This is a genomic window from Nonomuraea sp. NPDC049714 (assembly GCF_044465295.1).
Classification (GTDB): domain Bacteria; phylum Actinomycetota; class Actinomycetes; order Streptosporangiales; family Streptosporangiaceae; genus Nonomuraea.
This window is the reverse complement of the sequence record NZ_JBITLM010000001.1, coordinates 680,537-700,902: the sequence shown is the minus strand read 5'-3', so window position 1 is coordinate 700,902 and position 20,366 is coordinate 680,537. Positions and strand designations below refer to the sequence as shown.

Here is a 20,366-nt window from a genome sequence, read left to right as displayed (position 1 = left end):
GGTCGTATGCTGCCTGAAGTTCATCGCTGGTTGCGGCGCCGCACATCCAGTGTCGCGGACTGGCCGGTCGGATCACTGGTCGAGGCGAAGGGGAATCTCACCGTCAGCGTGGTGCTCCCGGCACGCGACGAACGGGAGACCGTGGGGGAGATCGTTCAGGTCATCCGGCGGGAGCTGGCCTGTCTCGTGGACGAGATCGTGGTGATCGACTCGCGCTCCACCGACGACACCGCGGCGGTGGCCGCGCGGGCGGGCGCCGCCGTGCACGCTCAGGACGACATCCTGCCGGAGTTGCCGCCCCTCGACGGCAAGGGGGAGGCGTTGTGGAAGTCGCTGGCGGTCACCACGGGTGACATCGTGGCCTTCGTAGACGCCGATATCCGGAAATTTCGCTCTTCGCTGGTGAGTGGGGTGCTGGGGCCGCTGCTGACCGACTCCACCGTGGCCTACGCCAAGGGCTGCTACGACCGTCCGTTCGACGGCGCCCCCACCGGCGGCGGCCGGGTCACCGAGCTGGTCGCCCGGCCGTTGATCAACCTGCACTGGCCGCTGCTGTCCGGCTTCGTCCAGCCGCTCGCCGGCGAGTACGCGGGCCGCCGCTCGGCGCTGGAGCGGGTGCCCTTCCTCACCCGGTACGGGGTCGAACTCGGGCTGCTCATCGACCTGCTGGACCTGGCGGGGCTGGACGCGTTCGCCCAGGTGGACCTCGGCTCCCGCGAGCACGCCCCGCAGTCGACGGAGGCTCTGGGCGGCATGGCCGGGCAGATCATGCTGGCCGCCTGGTCCCGCCTGCGGCGCCAGGGCAAGATCGACGCGTGGCACGTCCCCTCGCCCTGCCTCGACCAGTTCCGGCGGGCCTGCGTCGGCCACGAGATCGTCTCCAGCGACATCACGATCGCCGAACGCCCGCCGATGCTCACCCTCACCCGCTGAGCCGCTCGCTGGGCCACCCCGTGAGCTGCCCGCTGGGCCGCCCGCCGGTTCCGTCTCTGGCTGTATTGTCCCTGCTGTTCGTTCCTGGTTCGAGAAGGGGGTCGGCATGGCGTGCCGGATCAGTGAATTGGTGCTCGAATGCAGTGACCCGGAGCGGCTGGCCGCGTTCTGGTGTGAGGTGCTCGGCTTCGGCGTGATCGGGCGGGAGGAGGGGGCGGTCGAGATCGGGCCCGCCGAGGGGTTCGGCGGCCTCCAGCCGACGCTGGTGTTCAGCCCGTCCGAGGAGCCCAAGCGTCAGCAGCTGCGGCTGCACATCGACGTCAACCCCACCGATCGCGACCAGGACGCCGAGCTCGAACGACTGCTGGCCGCCGGGGCGACGCGCGCGGACGTCGGGCAGACCGGCCAGGAGCCCTGGCATGTCCTCGCCGACCCCGAGGGCAACGAGTTCTGCCTGCTCCGCCGCCGCCTTTCTTGACCTTCCGAGCGTACCTACTGGCCAGTAGGGTATTATCGTGTCGGAAATTTCAGGAAGTAACGGTATGAGCGGCTTCAGCCTCGATCTCGGCGAGGACGTCACCGAGGTGCGCGACTGGGTGCACGCCTTCGCCCGCGACGTCATCCGCCCGGCCGGCGCCGAATGGGACGAACGCGAGGAAACCCCCTGGCCCGTCATCCAGGAAGCCGCCAAGATCGGCCTGTACTCCTTGGACTTCTTCGCCACCCAGTGGTTCGAGCCGAGCGGGCTGGCGCTCCCGGTCGCGTTCGAGGAGCTGTTCTGGGGAGACGCGGGCATCGGCCTGTCGCTCGTCGGCACCGGCCTGGCCGCCGCCGCCCTGTCCGCCAACGGCACCCCCGAGCAGATGGGGGAGTGGCTGCCGCAGATGTTCGGCACCGAGAACGACGTCAAACTGGGCGCCTTCTGCGCCTCCGAGCCCGACGCCGGCTCCGACATCGGCTCCATCCGCACCCGGGCCACCTACGACAACGGCGACTGGGTGCTCAACGGCGTCAAGACCTGGGTGACGAACGGCGGCATCGCCAACGTCCACGTCGTCGTCGCCTCGGTGGACCCCGGCCTCGGCACCCGGGGCCAGGCCACCTTCGTCATCCCGCCGGGCACGCCAGGGCTGTCCATGGGCCAGAAGTTCGGCAAACACGGCATCCGCGCCTCCCACACGGCCGAGGTCGTCCTGGACCACGTCCGCGTGCCCGGCTCCTGCCTCCTCGGCGGCAAGGAGAAACTGGACGCCCGCCTGGCCAGGGTGCGCAACGGCGAACGGGCCGGCGAGCAGGGAGCCATGCGCACCTTCGAGACCACCCGCCCCACGGTCGCCGCCATGGCGGTGGGCATCTCCCGCGCGGCCTACGAGTACGCCAGGGACTACGCCCGCGAACGTGAGCAGTTCGGCCGCAAGATCGGCGAGAACCAGGCCATCGCCTTCCTTCTGGCCGACATGGCGACCCGTGTGGACACCGCACGCCTGCTCACCTGGCGGGCAGCCTGGATGGCCAGGCAGGGCAGGCCCTTCGAGCAGGCGGAGGGCTCGATGTCGAAACTGGTGGCGGGGGAGACGGCCGTCTGGGTGACGGAGCAGGCGATCCAGATCCTCGGCGGGGCCGGATACACCCGCGACCATCCGGTGGAGCGCTTCCACCGGGACGCCAAGATCTTCACCATCTTCGAGGGCACCAGCGAGATCCAGCGCCTGATCATCGGCCGCGCCGTCACCGGCCTGCAGGTCCGCTGACGGTACGGTACGGGACGGGACGGGGGGCCGGGCCGGGACGAGGCCGGGACGGTGCCGGGTTCGCGACGAAAGACGTAGGGCCGTTACGGCGTTCCGCCGCGAGCGTTCCGTCATTCCGCGCTTCCTTCCCGCACCGCTGATCCTTACCGTGGTCAATCGACGACCATGCCCATGACCGGTGAGGACCCAAGGTGAGCAGGCAGCCGCCGACCGCGATGAGACCCACGGGGCGCTCCGCCGTCGCCACGCGCAGTCCGGAGGCCGGGCGCATGCGGGTGATGGGCATCGTGAACGCGACTCCCGACTCGTTCTGGCCGGGCAGCAGGTACGAGACGACGGAGCGGGCGATCGCCGCCGGGAGGCGCGCCTTCGAGGCGGGCGCCTGGGCGGTGGACGTCGGCGGCGAGTCCACCCGGCCCGGCGCCGAGCCGGTCTCCGTGGACGAGGAGCTCGACCGGGTCAGACCCGTCATATCGGCCCTGGCCACCGTGGGCAGGGTGTCGGTCGACACCCGTCACCCCGAGGTGGCCGAGGTGGCCGTACACGAAGGCGCGTCCTTGATCAACGACGTGTCGGGCACGCTGCACGCCGTGGCCGCCCGGCTCGGGGCCGGCTACATCGGCATGCACGCGCACACCGTGCCCGTGCTGCGCGACGTGTTCCCCGTCTACGACGATGTCCACTCCGAGGTCGCCGCCTACCTCCGGTCGCTCGCGGCGACCGCCCGGGCCGACGGGGTCGAGGAGATGTGGATCGATCCCGGCATCGGCTTCGGGAAGGACACCGAGGACACCGTCACCCTCCTGCGGCGGCTGCCCGAGCTCTGCTCCCTCGGCGTCCCCGTCGCGCTCGGCGTCAGCCGCAAGTCCTTCATCGGCAAGGTGACGGGCCGGGACGTCGGCGACCGGCTGGCCGGCTCGCTTGCCATGGTCGGACCGGCGTGGTCGGCGGGCGTCGACCTCATCAGGGTGCACGACGTCCCGGAGACCCTCGACACGATCGCCCTGTTCGACGCGGTATGGGGCCGCGCCGCCGGCAGGTGACCCGAGTCACGGGAGAGCGGCGCGCAGACATTCTCCGGTACGTGAATCGCGCGCGTCGAGAAGGCCCGGTGGAGTGCCCTCGTACATCACCCGGCCCCCGGCGCCGCCCCCTCCGGGACCGAGGTCGATGATCCAGTCGGCGTTCTTGACCACGTCCAGGTCGTGCTCGACGACCACGACGGAGTTCCCGCCGTCCACCAGGGTGTCGAGGACGGCCAGGAGATGCGAGATGTCTGACATGTGCAGGCCGGTGGTGGGCTCGTCCAGCACGTAGACGGAGCCCCGCTCACCCAGCCGGGTGGCGAGCTTGAGGCGCTGGCACTCGCCGCCGGACAGGGTGTTGAGCGGCTGGCCGAGCCGCAGGTAGCCGAGGCCGACGTCGACCAGCGAGCCGAGGGTCCGTGCGATGCGCTGCTCGGTGAAGAACACGGCCGCCTCGGCGGCGCTCAGCGCGAGGACCTCGCTGATGTCGAGCCCCCGCAGCCTGTGGCCGAGGACCTCCTCGGTGAAGCGCCTGCCGGAGCAGGTCTCGCAGAGGGTGACCATGGGGTCCAGGAAGGCGAGGTCGGTGTAGATGACGCCCTCGCCCTGGCAGGCGGGGCAGGCGCCGGCGGAGTTGAAGCTGAACAGGGAGGCGCTGACCTGGTTGGCCCTGGCGAAGAGCCGGCGGATGTCGTCCAGGACGCCGGTGTACGTCGCCGGGTTGGCGCGCCGGTTGGTGGTGACCGCGGACTGGTCGATGATCACCGCGCCGGGGTGCTGGGCGCGGAAGACCTGATGGACCAGGGTGCTCTTGCCCGAGCCGGCGACTCCGGTGACGACCGTGAGCACCCCGGTCGGGATCCGTACGGTGATGTTCTTGAGGTTGTGCAGGCAGGCGCCGGCGATCGTCAGGTGGCCGGTAGGGGTGCGGAATTCCCGCTTCATGGGGAGCCGGTCGCGCATGCAGACGCCGGTGCGGGTGCCGGCGGCCTGGAGGCCCTGGACGTCGCCCTGGTAGACGATCTCGCCGCCGTGCTGCCCGGCGCCGGGACCGAGGTCGATGACGTGGTCGGCGATCTCGATGACGTCGCGGTCGTGCTCCACCACCAGCACCGTGTTGCCCTTGTCGCGCAGCCGCCGCATGAGGGTGGTGAGCCTGCTGACGTCGTGCGGGTGCAGGCCGATCGTCGGCTCGTCGAAGATGTAGGCCACCTCGACCAGGGAGCTGTTGAGGTGGCGGATCATCTTGACGCGCTGGGACTCCCCGCCGGACAGGGTGGCGGTCTCCCGGCTGAGCGTCAGGTAGTCCAGGCCGAGCTCGATCAGGTGGCCGAGCCGTTCCAGAAGGTTGTCGCGCAGGGTCGTCACCCGTGGCGAGGTGATGTCGCGGACGGCGGCGGCCAGGTCGCCGATCTCCAGGGCGGCGAGTTCGGCGATGTTGCGCCCGTCGATCCGGCAGGCGAGCGCGTCCTTGTTGAGCCGCCGGCCGTCGCAGGTGGGGCAGACCGAGACCGAGACGACGCGCTCCAGCGCGGCGCGGTTCTTCGCGCTCATCTCCTCGGGACTCTTACGGATGTACAGCCGGTCGAACTTCGGGATCAGGCCCTCGAACGTGGCGGTGATCTGCCCGCCCTTCCAGTCCAGCGGCACCGATCCTTCCGCGCCGCGCAGGAGGGTGTCCCACTCGGCCTCGGTGTAGTCGCGCAGCTTGCGGTCGTTGTCGAACAGCCCGGAGTTGGCGTACAGCTTCCAGAACCAGCCGCCCACGGCGAACGCGGGATGCCCGATGGCGCCTTCGTTGAGCGAGCGTGAGGTGTCGAGCAGCTTGTCCAGGTCGAGCTGGACCCTTCTGCCGAGCCCTTCGCAGTCCATGCACATGCCGGCGGGGTCGTTGAAGGAGAAGGCGTTGGAGTGGCCGGCGCCCGGCTCGCCGATCCGGGAGAACAGCAGGCGGAGCAGGGCGTACAGGTCGGTGATGGTGCCGACGGTGGAGCGGGAGTTGCCGCCGAGGCGTTTCTGGTCGACCACGATCGCGGTGGACAGGCCCTCGATGACGTCCGCGTCCGGCCGGCCGTAGCGGGGCAGGCGGTTGCGGGCGAAGGCGGTGAACGTCTCGTTGAGCTGCCGCTGGGATTCGGCCGCGATGGTGTCGAAGACCAGCGACGACTTCCCCGAGCCGGACACCCCGGTGAACACGGTGATCACGTGCTTGGGCACCTGGACCGAGATGTTCTTGAGGTTGTTCTCCCGTGCGCCGACGATCGTGATCATGCTTCCCCGTCCCTGCTCCTGGCCTGTCCGGGCACGGTAGAGGAGAACCAGGTCGGTTCCTTTCCGCATTCGATGGGCGCGCGCCTGCCTAGGGTGGGCGTATGCCTGTGCGTACGTGGGTGGTCGTGGTGTTCACCGATGAGGAGGGGGGCTCCCCGGCCGGTTCCGGGGTGCTCGTCGCCGATGGGCAGGTGCTGACCAGCGCGCACGTGGTCCCGGAGGACGGCGTCTGCTGGGTGTCCTTCCCCCTGTCGGACGACGGCCTGACCCTGTTCCGCGCCGAGTGCGCCGGCAGGCGCGACGAGATCGGGGCCGACGTGGCGCTCCTCGCCCTGACCGGGCCGTGGCCGCCGGACGTGGAGCCGGCCCCGCTGGCCCGCGTGAAGGACACGGCCCTGAAGGACACGCCCTGGACGGCGTACGGATTCCCCGACGGCAGCCCGTTCGCCACCCAGGCGGGAGGCACGGTCGGCGCGCAGGCCGGTTACGGCTGGGTGGCGTTGCGCACCGAGTCCCGCCACCCGCTCGCCCGGGGCTTCAGCGGCTCCGGGCTGTGGTCCGAGCGCCACCAGGCCGTCGTCGGGATTCTCGGCCGGTACGAGTCCACCCAGGGCGACGGCCTGGCCCTCACCCTGCACACGGTCGACCGCCTGCTGCCGGGGGCGAGGCTGGGGTACCGCGCGGAGCGGGCGGGGGAGCTGGCCATGACCGCCTGGGGGTGGTCGCTGACCGATGATCCCGAGGCGGGGCGGCACTGGCGGCCACGGGCTCGCGGGGTCTCCCGCGACAGCGAGCGCGGCCACCGCTTCACCGGCCGCGCCGAGGTGCTGAGCCGCGTCGTCGCCTGGCTGGACAGCGAGCGGCCCGCCTACAGCGCGCTCGTGGTGACCGGTTCGCCCGGCGTGGGGAAATCGGCGGTCCTCGGCCGGGTCGTCACCACCGCCGATCCGGCCCTCCGCGCCGAGTTGCCCGGCTCCGACACCGCCGTCCGGGCCACGCCGGGCTCGGTCGGCTGCGCCGTGCACGCCAAGGGCAAGACCGCGCTGGACGTCGCCGCGGAGATCGCCCGAGCCGCGGGGGTCCCCCGGCCGGATCGACTGGAGGACCTGGTCACGGCGCTGAGCACCGGGCCGAGGCTCAACCTGATCATCGACGCGCTCGACGAGGCCGGCACGCCCGCCCAGGCGCGCGAGCTCATCACCGGCCTGGTGGTGCCACTGGCGGAGACCTGCCCGGCCGTGCAGATCGTCGTGGGGTGCCGCCGCCGCGATGACGAAGGCGATCTGCTGCTCCGCTTCGGGCGGGCCGGTGAGCTCCTCGACCTGGACGATCCCGCGCTGTTCCGCGAGGCCGACCTCGCCACGTACGCGCTGGCCACCCTCCGGTCCGCCCGTTCGGACGGCAACCCGTACCTGGAGGACGGGCCGGCCCGCCCGATCGCCGACCGGATCGCGGCGCTGTCGGCGGGCAACTTCCTGGTCGCCGGGCTCATGGCCCGCGCGCACGGACTGCACGACACCGTCGCCGTCGGCCCCGGCGAGCTGTCCTTCAGCCCCACCGTCGACGGCGCGCTGCGCGACTACCTGGCCAAGCTGGGCCCCGAGGCCGGAGACCTGCTGACCGCGCTGGCCTTCGCGCGGTCGCCGGGCCTGAGCGTCGAGCTGTGGCAGACGGCGATCCGGGCGCTCTACGGACGGACGCCTGGCCGGGAGGCGCTGCTCAGGTTCGCCGGATCCTCGGCCGCCAACTTCCTGGTGGAGTCCGGACGGGTGTACCGGCTCTTCCACCAGGCGCTCAACGACACGTTGCTGGCCGCCAGGGCCGAGTTCCACCCGCGCGAGGACGACGAACGGGCCCTCGCCAGGGAGTTCCTCGCGTACGGCGTCCGCACCGGCTGGGCGTCCGCTCCGGACTACCTGAAGCGCTCGCTGCCCCAGCACGCGGCCGACGGGGGAGTGCTGGACGAGCTGCTCGCCGTGGACGACCTCCCGCTGCACGCCGACCTGATGCGGCTGATCCCGCTCGCGCGCGGGGCCGTCACCCCGGAGGGCAAGCGGCGCGCCCGCCTGCTGCGCAGCGCCCCGCAGGCGGTGGCCGCGGACCCTGACGAGCGGCTGGGGGTGCTGAGCATCGCCGAGGCCCTGGACGGTCTCGGGGACGCCTACCAGCGGATGCCGCACCCCTCGCCGTACCGGGCGAGGTGGGCGCGGGTCGAACCCCGGCTGATGGAGACGGTCCTCACCGGCCACGCCGCCCCGGTCAGCGGCGCCTGCGCCGTGACCGTCGACGACCGCACCCTCCTGGCCACCGCCGGCGAGGACGCGACCGTGCGCGTGTGGGATCCCGCCACGGGCACGCAGGTGCGCACCCTCACCGGGCACACGGCGAGCGTCACCGCCGTCCTCGCGTTCACCCTCGCGGGCCGCACGGTGCTGGCCACCGCCGGCATGGACAGGACCGTGCGGACCTGGGACCCCGCCACCGGCGCCCACCTGCGGACCTACCGGGGGCACACCTACGGGGTCACCGGCCTGTGCACGCTGACGGCGGACGGCCGCACCCTGCTGGTCTCCACCAGCGACGACCGGACGGCCCGGATCTGGGACCCGGCCACCGGCCGCTGCCTGCGCATGCTGTCCGGGCACGCCCGTGAGGTCACCGCTGTCTGCGCCGTCACCCTCGGCGGCCGCGAGCTGCCGGCCACCGCGAGCCAGGACAGGACCATCCGCCTGTGGGACCCGGACACCGGCGCCTGCCTGCACACCTTCGCCGGTCACACCGAGGGGACCAGAGGCCACTCGCACCGCGTCACCGGCCTGTGCGCCCTCACGGTGGACGGCCGTGCCCTGCTCGCCTCCACCAGCCGCGACAGGACCATCCGGCTGTGGGATCTGAGCACCGGCTCCTGCCTGCACACCCTGACCGGGCACACCAGTGAGGTGACGTTCGCCTGCCCCGTCACCGTGGACGGGCGCACGCTGCTGGTCACCACGGGAGGCGACAGGTTCGTCCGGATCTGGGACCCGGCGACGGGACAGCCGGTCGGCAGCCTGGGCGGCCACACCGACGCGGTCACCTCCGTCTGCGCCCTCACCGCCGACGGGCACCCGCTGCTGGCCACGACCGGCCGCGACCGCACCGTGCACCTGTGGGCCGCGGACGCCGCCACCCTGCGCCGCCCGCACCGGACGCTCCCGTACGGAGTCACCGGCCTCTGCCCGACCAGCGTCGACGACCGGCCCGCGCTGGTGACGACGGGCCGCGACAGCACGGTCTACCTGTGGGATCCGGAGACGGGCGAGCACCTGCGCAGCCTCACCGGGCACACGCTCCCGGTGAGCGCCGCCTGCGCACTCGGCGGCCTGCTGGCGACCACCGGCGAGGACCGGACCGTACGGCTGTGGGACCCGGCCACCGGCGCGTGCCTGCACGTCCTGACCGGGCACGACAAGGGCGTCACCGCCGCGTGCGCCGTCCAGGGGATGCTGGTGACGACGGGCCGCGACCAGACCGTACGGGTCTGGGACCCGGCCACCGCGACCCTCCTGCGCACCATGACCGGCCACACCGCCGCCGTCACCGCGGCCTGCGCCATCGGCGCGAGCCTGCTCGCCACCGCGAGCCGCGACACCACCGTCCGCCTGTGGGACCCCGCGACCGGCCTGGAGCGCGGCGCCTTCGTCGCGCACGAGCGGGCGGCGGTCACCGGCCTGTGCGCCCTTCGGTACGACCACCGCCAGCTCCTGGTCACCACGAGCCGCGATCGGACGGCCAGACTGTGGGACCCGGCCTCGGGCGAGCACCTGCTCACCTTCCGCGGGCACACCGACACGGTCAGCGCCGCCTGCCCGGTGGCCGTGGAGGGCCGCGCGCTGCTCGCCACCTCCAGCTACGACCGCACGGTCCGCCTGTGGGACCCCGCGACGGGCTCGTGCCTGCGAGTCGTGCCCGTCCAGCACGAGGCTCTAGCGTTGAGCGCGATCCCCGGAGGCGTGGCGGTCGGCCTGACCGCGGGCGTGCTCGCCGTCCGGCTGTCATCGTGAGCTGGGTCGTCGTGAGAGGAACGTCGTAGTGAGAGGAAGCATGTGACGAACGTCGTCAGGTATCAGGTGGACGAGCACACCACCGTGGCCTTCGAGATCGACCCTCCGCCGGGCTACCAGCCCGCCGGGGCCAAGGCGGTCGCCGGCTCGGTCCAGGAGGCGCTGGAGCCGGCCATCGAGGCCGCCCGCGTGGTGCTGGCCAAGATCAAGGAAGTGAAGCCGGACGAGGTGCAGGTGAAGTTCGGGATCAAGGTGAGCGGGACCACCAGCTGGCTGGTCGCCAAGGCGTCGACGGAGGGCAACTTCGAGGTCACCCTCACCTGGAAGTCCTAGACGAGCGCCGCCGGCCTGGCGAGGCCGGCGGCGGACGTCAGGCGACTTCGCAGGCCGAGCCGTCGAGGGTGAAGGAGGCCGGTTCGGCGGTGTTGCCGTTGTGGGTGGCCTGGAAGCCGAAGGTGGCCGAGCCGCCCGGCGGGATGGTGGCGTTGTAGCCGGCGTCCCGCGCGGTCACGTCGCCGCTGGCCGGTGAGACGGCGGCGTTCCAGGCGGAGGTGACGGTCTGCCCGGCCGGCAGCGCGAAGGCCAGCGACCAGCCGCCGACCGTGGCCGTTCCGGTGTTGGTGATCGTCACCGCGGCGGTGAACCCGGTGTTCCAGGAGTTCATCGTGTACGTGACCCGGCAGGCGCCGGAAGGCGTCGGGGTCACGGTGGGGGAGCTCGTGGGGCCGCCGCCGTCGTCGAGGCCGAGGAACTCGATGGCCAGGGCTGCCATGCCGCCGCCCGGGATGTTGTGGCCGACGCCGTCCAGGCTGATCGCCTCCACGGCGGTGCCGTACCGGGTGCGCGTCCAGTTCGACCGGGGGCGGTCGGTGGAGGTGGGGGTCTGGCCGAGGCCGTGGACGTCGGTCCACTGCTTGATCTCCTCGGTGAAGTTCGGGTAGCGCAGGGTGTCGTCCTGGGTGCCGTGCCACACCTGCATGCGCGGCCGGGGGCCGCTGTAGCCCGGGTACGCGGCCCGTACGAGGTCGCCCCACTGCTGGGGGGTCCTGATCAGGGTGCCGTTGGCGCAGGAGCTGTTCCAGCCGGAGCCGTCGGTGGTGGCGAAGCAGCCGAACGGCACACCCGCGAACGCGGCGCCCGCCTTGAACACGTCGGGGTAGGCGCCCAGCAGCACGTTGGTCATCATGGCGCCGGAGGACGAGCCGGTGACGTAAACCCGGTCCGGGTCGCCGTTGTTACGCTGCTGGACGTACCTGACCATGGAGACGATCCCCACGGGATCGCTGCCGCCGTCGTGCCTGAGCGCCTGCGGCGAGGAGACGTCGAAGCACGAGCCGCTTCGGGTCGCCGACGGATAGATGACGACGAAACCGTACCGGTCGGCGAGGGAGGCGAACTCGGTGCCGGAGTGGAAGGCGGGGCCCGAGCCGGTGCAGTAGTGCACCGCCACCAGGATCGGCGGCCGGGCCCGCACGTTGCCGGGCACGTACAGGTGCATGCGCAGGTTGGTGGGGTTGGCGCCGAAGTTCGTCACCTCGGTCAGCGCGGCCGGGCGGGCGGGGGACGCGGTGATCAGCCCGGCGACGATCAGCGTCACGGCGACGGCCAGGGCGCCGAGGACTCTGCTCTTGATCCTCATCCGCTCTCCTCAATCTCTTGGACCGCGAGGGTTCCCGAAACATTCCGGAGTCTGACAGAAATGTTTCGGTCGGCAAGCCGACGGTCGGGCGCCGCGGGCGGCCTCGCCCGGGATCTGCGACGATGCCCGCTTCGCCGGTCGGGGTTCGTGAAACTTTCCGCCGGTGTCTAGAGTCGCCTGCGACGGGCGGCGGAGAACGGAGTGACCATGGATGCTGGTCGGGTGCGAGGCTGCGTGCTCGGAGGCGCGATCGGGGACGCCCTCGGCGCGCCGATCGAGTTCGAGTCACTGGCCAGGATCCGCGTCCTGCACGGCCGCGCGGGAGTGACCGGCCCGGTCGCGGACTGGCGGGGGAAGATCGGGCTGGTCACCGACGACACCCAGCTGACGCTCTTCACACTGGAGGGCATCATCCGCGCCGACGTGCGCGCTACGCTCAAAGGCTTCTGCCACGCGCCCTCCGTGCTGCGCTCGGCCTACCTGCGCTGGCTGGACACCCAGAGGTACGACGCGCCGCCGCCCGGCCAGGGCGTGCATCACCGTACGGGATGGCTGCGTGAGCAGGGATGGCTCTACGCCCGCCGCGCCCCCGGCAACGCCTGCCTGTCCGGGCTCCGCGCCGAACCGGCCCACTACGGATCTCCCGGCCTGCCGGGGCAGATCAACCCGCGCTCCAAAGGCTGCGGCACGGTCATGCGGTCGGCGCCGTTCGGGCTGATGGGCGGCTCACCACGGCAGGCCTTCGAGCTGGCCGCCGAATGCGCGCAGATCACCCACGGGCACCCCACCGGCCAGCTGGCGGCCGGCGCCTTCGCCGTGCTGATCCACCACCTGGTGCACGACGCGCCGCTGGCCGACGCGGTGACGGGCACCCTGGAGGTCCTGGCCGCCTACCCGGCGCACGAGGAGACCACGGCGGCGCTCCGGGCCGCGACCGTCCTCGCCCGCCAGGGCGACCCGAGCCCGGAGAAGCTGGAGACCCTCGGCGGAGGCTGGGTCGCCGAGGAGGCGCTCGCCATCGCCGTCTACTGCGCGTCGGCCCAGCCCGACGGCGAGCGCGCGCTGCTCCTGGCGGTCAACCACTCGGGCGACAGCGACTCCACAGGCGCGATGTGCGGCAACATCCTGGGCGCCGTCCACGGCGAACCGGTGCTGCCCGGCGAGTGGCTGAACACCCTGGAGGGACGCGCCACCATCACCGAACTGGCCGACGACTTCGTCACCCAGCTGACCCAGGGCCGCCGGACCACCGGGCGCACGGACTGGCTCGCCAAGTATCCGGGCGCCTGACCTGGTCTCAGCGGGCCCTGCCCGGTGCGGTCAGCATGGGTGCTGTCGTGTCTTAAAGTGCGGATGGAAGGCTCCCCGGCAGTGGTCTACTGCCGCATCACCTTGGCGGGCCGGACCCCGGATCCAGCCCGCACCAGCAGCCGCCGGGCGTACGGTCGCCCTCGACGCCGCAGGCATTCGCGATGGTCCGGCTGTCGTCCCAGGCGTTTTACCGCGTCCTGCTTTCTCGGGCGCCACGTGTCCGGCTCCGTGGGAATTCCGTGATCCGTTTAGATTCGGATTGGGGAAAAATCAGCCAATTATCGCGACCGTAACTTGCTGTAGTCGAACGACTGCGATGGATTAAGTGCGAGAACTATCGAGCAAAACGGCTAAGTCTCGACCTTTACTCCTCCGGGGCAGGTATGTCCATCGCTCCTGCATAGTGTGAAAGGGATTCCAGCACCATACTGCCGTCAACCGGCAACGTCGTGGTGTTTCAAGTACGGGCCCCTGTCCGGAGTTCAGAGAAGGATCTCGTGATGAAACTTACGAATATTCTCGCTGCCAGCGCCATGGCGGCGACAGCCCTCGTCACCCCTATGGCGACAACGGCTCAGTCCGCCGGCGCCGGCACCCCGGCCCAGGTGTCAACCACGCAGACCGTGTCCGACGTCCACCCCTGCAAGTACCACAAGAGGCCAAAGAAGTGCCGCGCCCGCGGGCACGGTGGCGGACATGGCAAAGAAGGCAAGATCAAGATCGACATTCGGATCGATAATCAGAAGCCCGACAAGGAAGGCCCGAAGCCGGGAGAGCCGAAGCCGGGAGAGCCGAAGCCGGGAGAGCCGAAGCCGGGAGAGCCCAAGCCAGGAGAGCCCAAGCCAGGAGAGCCGAAGCCGGGAGAGCCGAAGCCGGGAGAGCCCAAGCCGGGAGAGCCCAAGCCGGGCGGCATCGACATTAGGTAGGCCCAATCAGGCCTCAAGGAGAGCGGCGCCAACAGAGAGGTCGAAAAGTAGAAGAGAAAAATCTAAAGTCTTTGGACATAAAGAAGCCGTGGCATCCGAAGGTGAAAGGCGAGGGCGGTGAATTGACCGCAACGCCCGCCGGCCGTCGAATGCGGCCCGCTCCACCGGGTGTCGTCTCGCCGGTGGGTGGTCTACGGTGCAGCTCCGGGGATGAGATCGTCGCCCTTGAGGGCGATCAGGCCACGCCGGCACACGGCCCAGCGCACGTCGTCGCTGCCGCCGTCGCGCAGGACCACGCTCGCGTAGATCGACTCGGGGCAGGAGATGCCATGCTGATTGCAGCCGCCTCTTGCGCCTACGCCGGCCGGATCGTTGTACCAATCACGGCCTTGAGGCGGAAGGGTCACCAGCACCTCGGATCTCATGTCGCCACCGTAGGGACGTCGAGCCTCCGTGACAATGCCTGCCAGGTAACGGGCAGGCCCGCCGCCCTGTCCCCGTTCCGCTGATCAGGCAGCCGTCGGTCCAGAGGCATGCACGGGACCTGCACATTCGTCTGCTTGGCTGTGGGCATGATCGACAGTCGCTCCCGCCCCGACCCGATCGCCTATCTCGACCAGGTCGCCGCGAGCCCGCCGGGCCGGGCGTACAAGCGGCAGGTTCTGGACCTGCTCGACCTCCGGCCCGGGCAGCGGGTGCTCGACCTCGGCTGCGGCCCGGGGACGGACCTCGCCGCCATGGCCGACCTCGTCGCGCCGGACGGCCTGGTGGTCGGGGTCGACCGGGATCCGGTGATGCTCGCCGAAGCCCGCGCTCGTGCGCGCTGCAGCATGTGGAGGATCCGTCGCGAGTGCTGGCCGAGTTCCGGCGGGTGGCCCGGCCCGGCGGACGGATCGTCCTGGCCGAGCCGGGCCGTTCCTGGCCACCGCGCTGCTGTTTCTGGTGGCGGCGGAGGTCCTTACCTGACGGGAGGTTACGAATGGGGCGGATGTATTGATCGGGGAGGGATCGGGCTGTTAGACAAGGGCAGCGGTTCTCGCCCTGAGGAACGGTGGTTCCACCCGTGCAGCAGTCCGTTCTCACCACAGTCATGCTTCCCGCCGCACTCGCGCTGATCATGTTCGGGCTGGGGCTGTCGCTCACGCCGCAGGACTTCGCGCGGATCGCCACCCGCCCCAAGGCCGTGGTCATCGCCCTGGTCGCCCAGCTGCTCGTCCTGCCGGTCGTCTGTTTCGGGCTCGTCGTGCTGTTCGGGCTGGAGCCGCTGCTCGCCGCCGGCATGATGCTGCTCGCGGCCTCGCCCGGCGGGACCACCGCGAACCTCTACAGCCACCTGTTCGGCGGCGACGTGGCGCTGAACGTCAGCCTCACGGCGGTGAACTCGGTGCTGGCCGCGTTCACCCTGCCCGTCGTGGTCAACCTGTCGCTGGACCACTTCGTCGGATCAGGGCGGGACATCGGGCTGCAGGCCGACAAGGTGGTGCAGGTCTTCGCCATCGTGCTGGTTCCGGTCGCGATCGGCATGATCGTACGGCGCTTCGGCGCGAGGTTCGCGGACCGGATGGACAAGCCGGTCAGAATCCTGTCGGCGATCGTCCTGGCCGCCGTGATCGTCGGGGCGATCGTGCAGGAACGGGAGCGGCTGGGCGGCTACCTCGCCTCCGTCGGCCTGGTGGCGCTGCTGTTCAGCGCGATCAGTCTCACCATCGGCTACTGGCTGCCGCGCCTGTTCAAGGTGGAGCGGCGGCAGGCGATCGCGTCCGGCATGGAGATCGGCATCCACAACAGCACGCTGGCCATCACGATCGCGCTCAGCCCGTCGCTGCTGGCCAACTCGACGATGGCCGTGCCTCCGGCGGTCTACGGCGTGCTCATGTTCGGCACCACGCTGGTCTTCGGCTACCTCGTCCGCCGCCGCGTGACCGAGCCCGACGACCGGCTGCCGGCCGCTGGCTGAACGGACGAGTTCACAGGCCGAGCAGCGTCGCGGTCGTCGACCGTTCGGGTGCGCCGATGGCCGTGAACAGCGCGTGGGCCTGTTCCCAATGCGACCTTCCCTCGCTCGGCACGGCATGACCGAGCGTCACCAGGATGCGCGCGTACTCCAGTCGCTGCCCGGATCGCCGCGCGAGGCCCAGGGCGTGTTCGCACTCCTCCACGCACTGCTCGCCGTCGCCCGCCGCCAGGTGGACGGCGGCGAGCAGGCCGTGCAGCCGGGGCAGATCCAGCGGAGTGAGCGTGAGTCCCGGCTCCAGCAACCGGTCCAGCTCTTGACGCGCGTCCGCCGACCGGCCCTGGCGGTGGTGGAACTCCGCGCGGCTCAGCAGCACCTGGTCCAGGTCCGTCCCGGTGTTCTCGCTGAGCTCCAGCGCGGCGTCCAGGCGGGCGAGCGCGGCGTCCGCCCTGCCGAGCTCCAGCTCCGCTCCCGCCATGCCGGTGAGCGAGGCGATCTGGCACCGCTTGTTCTCGACCTCCCCGGCGATGGCCAGGCCCCGGCCGAAGGCGTCGATCGCCTGCTCGTAACGGCCCGCGTCACGATGGGTCCAGCCGAACGTCTCGTACGTCACCGCCTCGGCGTATCGCAGACCGGCGGCCTGAGCCACGGCCAGCGCCTCGTCAAGGGCTTCCAGCGCCTCGGGGAGACGGGCCTGTTTCCAGCGGACGAGGGCGAGATTGACCAGGGTCAGCGTCCGGAGATGCCGGTCGCCGGACTCGTCGGTCAGGGGGAGGCAGGCCCGCAGGCACTCCTCGGCGCGGTTCAGCCGGGCGAGCATGAGGTGGGCCGAGGCGAGGTTGTTCAGTCCTCGTGCTTCGCCACGTTTGGACCCCAGCGCGTGATGGATCTCCACGGCCCGCTGGTAGCGCGGGATGGCCTTGTGCGGCTCTCCCAGCTGTTTGCACACCACGCCGCAGCCTTGCAGCGCCATGGCCTCACCCTGCGGCCACGCCGCCCGCTGGGACAGCTCCAGCGCGCGTTCGTAATGATCCATGGCGCTCGTGAGATCGGTCATGCGCCATCGGGCCAGCCCGATCGAGTGGCACATCGCGGCCTGCCCCCGGAGGTCCCGCTCCTTCTCGGCGGCGGCCAGCGCAATCTCCGCGAGACGGAGCCAGTCGCCGCGCGTACGCCGGTGATGCAGGACGTCTTTCATGGCCTCGACCAGCAGCCACGCGTACGGCCGCGGCCCGTGCGCGGCGGCGTGCGACACGGCGGCCACGAGGTTGTCCCACTCGGTGTCGAGCCAGTCGAGGGCGTCCGGCGCGGTGCCGAAGGTCGTCGGGGTCACCTCCGGCCGCGCATGATCGTAGGCGAGCTCCGGGACCTCGAAGCCGGCCACTTCGACCGCGCCGACGACCGTACACAGGTAGTAGTCGAGCAGCCGCCGGACGGCGGCCTCCCGCTCGGTCGCGGAGTCCTCCTCGAGGCTGCGTTGCGCGGCGTACTCCACCACCAGGTCATGAGCGGCGAAACGCTGCGGGCCGGTCTCCCTGATCAGGTGGATCCGCGCCGCGGCGCCGAGCAGGTCCTCCGCCCGCTCGCGGCTCGTTCCCGTCAGGGCGGCCGCCGCGGCCGCGGAGATGTGGCCGCCCCCCGCCACGCCGAGCAGGCGGAACATCCGCCGCGCCGCCGGCGGCAGCGCCCGGTGCGACAGATCGAGAGCAGCCTGTACGGCGACGCTCTCGTGGCCCTCCACGCGTAACCTCACCAGCCGCCCACGGTCGGCGAGCTGGCGGACGTAATGGGCGATCATCCGGTGCTCGTGGTCGCCGATCCAGGACACCGCGATCGACAGCGCCAGCGGCAGCCGGCCGCAGAGCGTCATGAGTTCCTCCGCGGCGTCCGGCTCCCGGCGCAGCCGGTCCTCGCCGATGCCCTGGGAGAGCAGCCGGCGCGTCTCCTCACGGTCCAGCACGTCCAGCGTGAGGCGCTCGACCCCGTCCAGAGCCGTCAGGCTCCCCAGCCGGTAGCGGCTCGTCACGACGGCATGGCAGCCGGGGTCACCGGGCAGCAACGCGCGCACCTGCGCCGGCTCGGCGACGTCGTCCAGAACCACCAGCACGCGCCGCCCCGCCAGAAGCGAGCGATAGAGGGCGATCTGAGCGTCCAGCTCGACCGGTATGTCCTTCGCCGCCACACCGAACCCTTGCAGCAGCAGTTGCAGCGCCTCGGACAACGACATCGGCTCCCGCTGGTCGAAGCCCCGCATGTCGAGGAACACCTGCCCGTCAGGAAAGCGTCCGCTCACGGAATGCGCCCAGTGAATCGCCAGCGCGGTCTTCCCCACACCGGCGGGGCCGACCACGAGCGTCACCCGGCCGGCGTCCAGTCGCCGCAGCGCCGCCGCACGGCCGACGAAGCGGCTGCTCGCGGGCGGCAGCTGGCGGGGGACCGGCGCCGGCCCGGCGCTCTCCGCCGCCGGTCCCCCCGCCAGCATCCGCTGGTGCAGCCGCTGCAGCTCGGGGCTTGGATCCACCCCGAGATCGCGTACGAGCCGAGCCCGGAAATCCTGGTACACCTCCAGCGCGTCGGGAAGACGGCCGTCGTCGTGGAGCGCCCGCATGAGCAGGGCGTGTGGCCGCTCCCGCAGCGGCTGCTCGGTGAGGAGCCGCGTGAGTCCCGGGATGGCCGCCCGGCCCCGCCCCATCCCCAGCAGCGCCGCCGCGCGCCCCTCGGCCGCCTCGCATCTGAGCTCCTCGAGCCGGTATCGCTCCACCTGCGCGGCAGGGCCGGTCAGATCGGCGAAGGGGTCGCCGCGCCACAGCGCGAGAGCCTGGTCGTACAGGTCCGTCGCGTCCGGATGGCGGCCGTCCTCCATCGCCCGGCGGGCGCTCTCCACCAGAGAGGCGAGCTCCTCGGCGTCCACCGCGGCCGCTCCCGCGCGGAGCAGGTATCCCGGGCTTCGGGTGAGGATGACGTCCGGCCCATGAGGGCCGAGCGCCCGCCGGAGCTCCGCGATCAGCGCGCGCAGCCGGGCCGGGGCCGAAGGCGGCAGGTCGTCGCCCCAGAGGTGGTCGGCCAGCCGCCCCACGGACACCACACGACCGGCGTCCAGGAGCAGGGCCGCGAGCAGCGCCCGCTGCCTGCCGGTCAGATGCGCGGTCCGGCCGTTCACGACGATCTCCAGAGGGCCCAGAAGGAGGAACCGGACATCAGGCGAGGACACCGACCAGACGGTAGTCCACCCACCCCTTGAAGATCAATTTCCGTGCGGCATCCATGCGGGATCCATGCGCACGCCTGCCACAGTGCCCCAAATCCCATCTCAAGAGATTGGCTGATGCGCGGATGAGGCCACGACTCAAAGGCATCGCCTGGGAGCGGGTCGGGGATGAGCTGCGGCTGGTGTACGACCCACGCGACCAGCTGATCCTGACCGACCCCGACGGGACGGTGGAGAAGCTCATCGGCCTGCTCGGCGAGGGCGGCAGGACCGTCGCCGAGCTCGCGGACGAGCTGTCGCTGGACGAGGCCGACGTACGGGGCGCCGTCGCGGCGTTCGACGCCGAGCGGCTGCTGGAGGACGGCGACCGGCTCGGCCTGCTGGAGCCCGCCGACGCCGAACGGTATTTCAGCAACCTGGCCTTCTTCGAGTCGTTCAGCGGCCTCGACCGGAGCCGCGAGGACCTGCAGCGCCGCCTCCGCGCAGCACACGTGCTGGTGCTCGGCACGGGCGGCCTCAACTCCAACACCATCCCGCACCTCGCCGGGCTCGGCGTCGGCGCGATGACACTGCTCGACCGGGACACCGTGGAACCGCGCAACTTCGCCCGGCAGTACCTCTACCGCCAGGACGACATCGGCGCGCGCAAGGTCGAACGCGCCGCGGCGTGGGTCAGGGCCTTCGATCCGGCCATCGAGGTCGAGGCGATCGACGCCGACGTCGCGGGACCGGAGCAGCTCGCCGCCCTGATCCGCCGCATCGGGCCCGACGTGGTGGCCTCGGGCATCGATCGGCCGAACCGGATCGACCTCTGGGTGAACGAGGCCTGCGTGCGCCATGGCGTGCCGTTCGTCCGTGGCGGCATATCGGTCACCACCGGGACGGTCTGGTCGGTGAACCCGGGCGTCAGCGCGTGCCGCGCCTGCGTACCGGCCGACCCCTCGAACCCGGACGACTTCCCCGACCCGGACGACCCGGCCCTCGCGAGCGCCATCGCCGCCAACCGCCTGTTCGTCAGCAGACCGACGGTCAACCGCGGCATCGGGCCGGTCGCCGGCCTGCTGGGGGCCTTCGGCGCCTTCGAGGTGCTGCGCTACCTGACCGGCTTCGAGCCACCGGCGTACGCCGGTCGGCCACTCACCATCGACTTCGCGCACGGCTGTGCGACGAGTCAGGACGAGTGGCCACGTGACCCCGACTGTCCGATATGCGGAGGGAGGTGATCCACATGAAGATCGAGATCAAGCGAGTCGAGAACACCCGGCTCACGGGGCTCATCCACCCCGATTCCTGAGAATCGGCCGA

The 20,366-nt window shown here is 71.3% G+C and carries 14 protein-coding genes and 1 pseudogene; 11 read left to right on the top strand and 4 right to left on the bottom strand.

Annotated elements, in window-relative coordinates:
- The first annotated feature begins 6 nt into the window (after positions 1-6).
- From ACIBQX_RS03330 to folP, 4 genes are all read left to right on the top strand, one after another.
- Complete coding sequence (locus tag ACIBQX_RS03330; RefSeq protein ID WP_397000086.1) at positions 7-933, top strand: glucosyl-3-phosphoglycerate synthase; 927 nt, start codon at positions 7-9, stop codon at positions 931-933.
- A 106-nt stretch (positions 934-1,039) separates the two neighbouring features.
- Positions 1,040-1,411, top strand: a complete 372-nt coding sequence (locus tag ACIBQX_RS03325) for a VOC family protein (RefSeq protein ID WP_397000084.1) — start codon at positions 1,040-1,042, stop codon at positions 1,409-1,411.
- A gap of 64 nt (positions 1,412-1,475) precedes the next feature.
- Positions 1,476-2,684: an acyl-CoA dehydrogenase family protein gene (locus tag ACIBQX_RS03320; protein ID WP_397000082.1), complete on the top strand. Its 1,209-nt coding sequence runs from the start codon at positions 1,476-1,478 to the stop codon at positions 2,682-2,684.
- Between the two features lie 191 nt (positions 2,685-2,875).
- A complete protein-coding gene (folP, locus tag ACIBQX_RS03315) occupies positions 2,876-3,727 on the top strand; it encodes a dihydropteroate synthase (protein WP_397000080.1) in 852 nt (283 codons plus the stop codon).
- Positions 3,728-3,733: 6 nt separating this feature from the next.
- On the opposite strand, the gene ACIBQX_RS03310 is transcribed toward folP, so the two are convergent.
- On the bottom strand, positions 3,734-5,980 hold the full coding sequence (locus tag ACIBQX_RS03310; RefSeq protein WP_397000078.1) for an ATP-binding cassette domain-containing protein: 2,247 nt from the start codon (positions 5,978-5,980) through the stop codon (positions 3,734-3,736).
- Between the two features lie 101 nt (positions 5,981-6,081).
- Between ACIBQX_RS03310 and ACIBQX_RS03305 the strand changes: the two genes are divergently transcribed.
- A complete protein-coding gene (locus tag ACIBQX_RS03305; RefSeq protein ID WP_397000076.1) occupies positions 6,082-10,023 on the top strand; it encodes a trypsin-like peptidase domain-containing protein in 3,942 nt (1,313 codons plus the stop codon).
- Between the two features lie 42 nt (positions 10,024-10,065).
- Positions 10,066-10,356, top strand: a complete 291-nt coding sequence (locus tag ACIBQX_RS03300) for a CU044_2847 family protein (protein ID WP_397000074.1) — start codon at positions 10,066-10,068, stop codon at positions 10,354-10,356.
- Positions 10,357-10,393: 37 nt separating this feature from the next.
- On the opposite strand, the gene ACIBQX_RS03295 is transcribed toward ACIBQX_RS03300, so the two are convergent.
- Positions 10,394-11,662: a PHB depolymerase family esterase gene (locus ACIBQX_RS03295; RefSeq protein ID WP_397000072.1), complete on the bottom strand. Its 1,269-nt coding sequence runs from the start codon at positions 11,660-11,662 to the stop codon at positions 10,394-10,396.
- 207 nt (positions 11,663-11,869) lie between these two features.
- Here ACIBQX_RS03295 and ACIBQX_RS03290 point away from each other — a divergent pair, with 207 nt between their 5' ends.
- Together ACIBQX_RS03290 and ACIBQX_RS03285 are read left to right on the top strand one after the other, a co-directional pair.
- A complete protein-coding gene (locus ACIBQX_RS03290; protein ID WP_397000070.1) occupies positions 11,870-12,952 on the top strand; it encodes an ADP-ribosylglycohydrolase family protein in 1,083 nt (360 codons plus the stop codon).
- A 521-nt stretch (positions 12,953-13,473) separates the two neighbouring features.
- Positions 13,474-13,899, top strand: a complete 426-nt coding sequence (locus ACIBQX_RS03285) for a hypothetical protein (RefSeq protein ID WP_397000068.1) — start codon at positions 13,474-13,476, stop codon at positions 13,897-13,899.
- Between the two features lie 191 nt (positions 13,900-14,090).
- On the opposite strand, the gene ACIBQX_RS03280 is transcribed toward ACIBQX_RS03285, so the two are convergent.
- On the bottom strand, positions 14,091-14,324 hold the full coding sequence (locus ACIBQX_RS03280; protein ID WP_397000066.1) for a hypothetical protein: 234 nt from the start codon (positions 14,322-14,324) through the stop codon (positions 14,091-14,093).
- A gap of 108 nt (positions 14,325-14,432) precedes the next feature.
- Between ACIBQX_RS03280 and ACIBQX_RS03275 the strand changes: the two are divergent.
- Together ACIBQX_RS03275 and ACIBQX_RS03270 are read left to right on the top strand one after the other, a co-directional pair.
- Positions 14,433-14,896: pseudogene (locus ACIBQX_RS03275) on the top strand (methyltransferase domain-containing protein).
- Positions 14,897-14,989: 93 nt separating this feature from the next.
- Positions 14,990-15,856 carry a bile acid:sodium symporter family protein gene (locus tag ACIBQX_RS03270; protein WP_397001518.1) on the top strand — a complete coding sequence of 289 codons (867 nt, stop codon included), beginning with the start codon at positions 14,990-14,992 and terminating at the stop codon, positions 15,854-15,856.
- A 10-nt stretch (positions 15,857-15,866) separates the two neighbouring features.
- Here ACIBQX_RS03270 and ACIBQX_RS03265 read toward each other — a convergent pair whose 3' ends face one another.
- Positions 15,867-19,064 carry a BTAD domain-containing putative transcriptional regulator gene (locus tag ACIBQX_RS03265; protein WP_397000064.1) on the bottom strand — a complete coding sequence of 1,066 codons (3,198 nt, stop codon included), beginning with the start codon at positions 19,062-19,064 and terminating at the stop codon, positions 15,867-15,869.
- A 122-nt stretch (positions 19,065-19,186) separates the two neighbouring features.
- On the opposite strand from ACIBQX_RS03265, the gene ACIBQX_RS03260 reads away from it, so the two are divergent.
- Positions 19,187-20,284 (top strand): HesA/MoeB/ThiF family protein, encoded by a 1,098-nt coding sequence (locus tag ACIBQX_RS03260; RefSeq protein WP_397000062.1) that lies wholly within the window; start codon positions 19,187-19,189, stop codon positions 20,282-20,284.
- Positions 20,285-20,366: the final 82 nt, after the last annotated feature.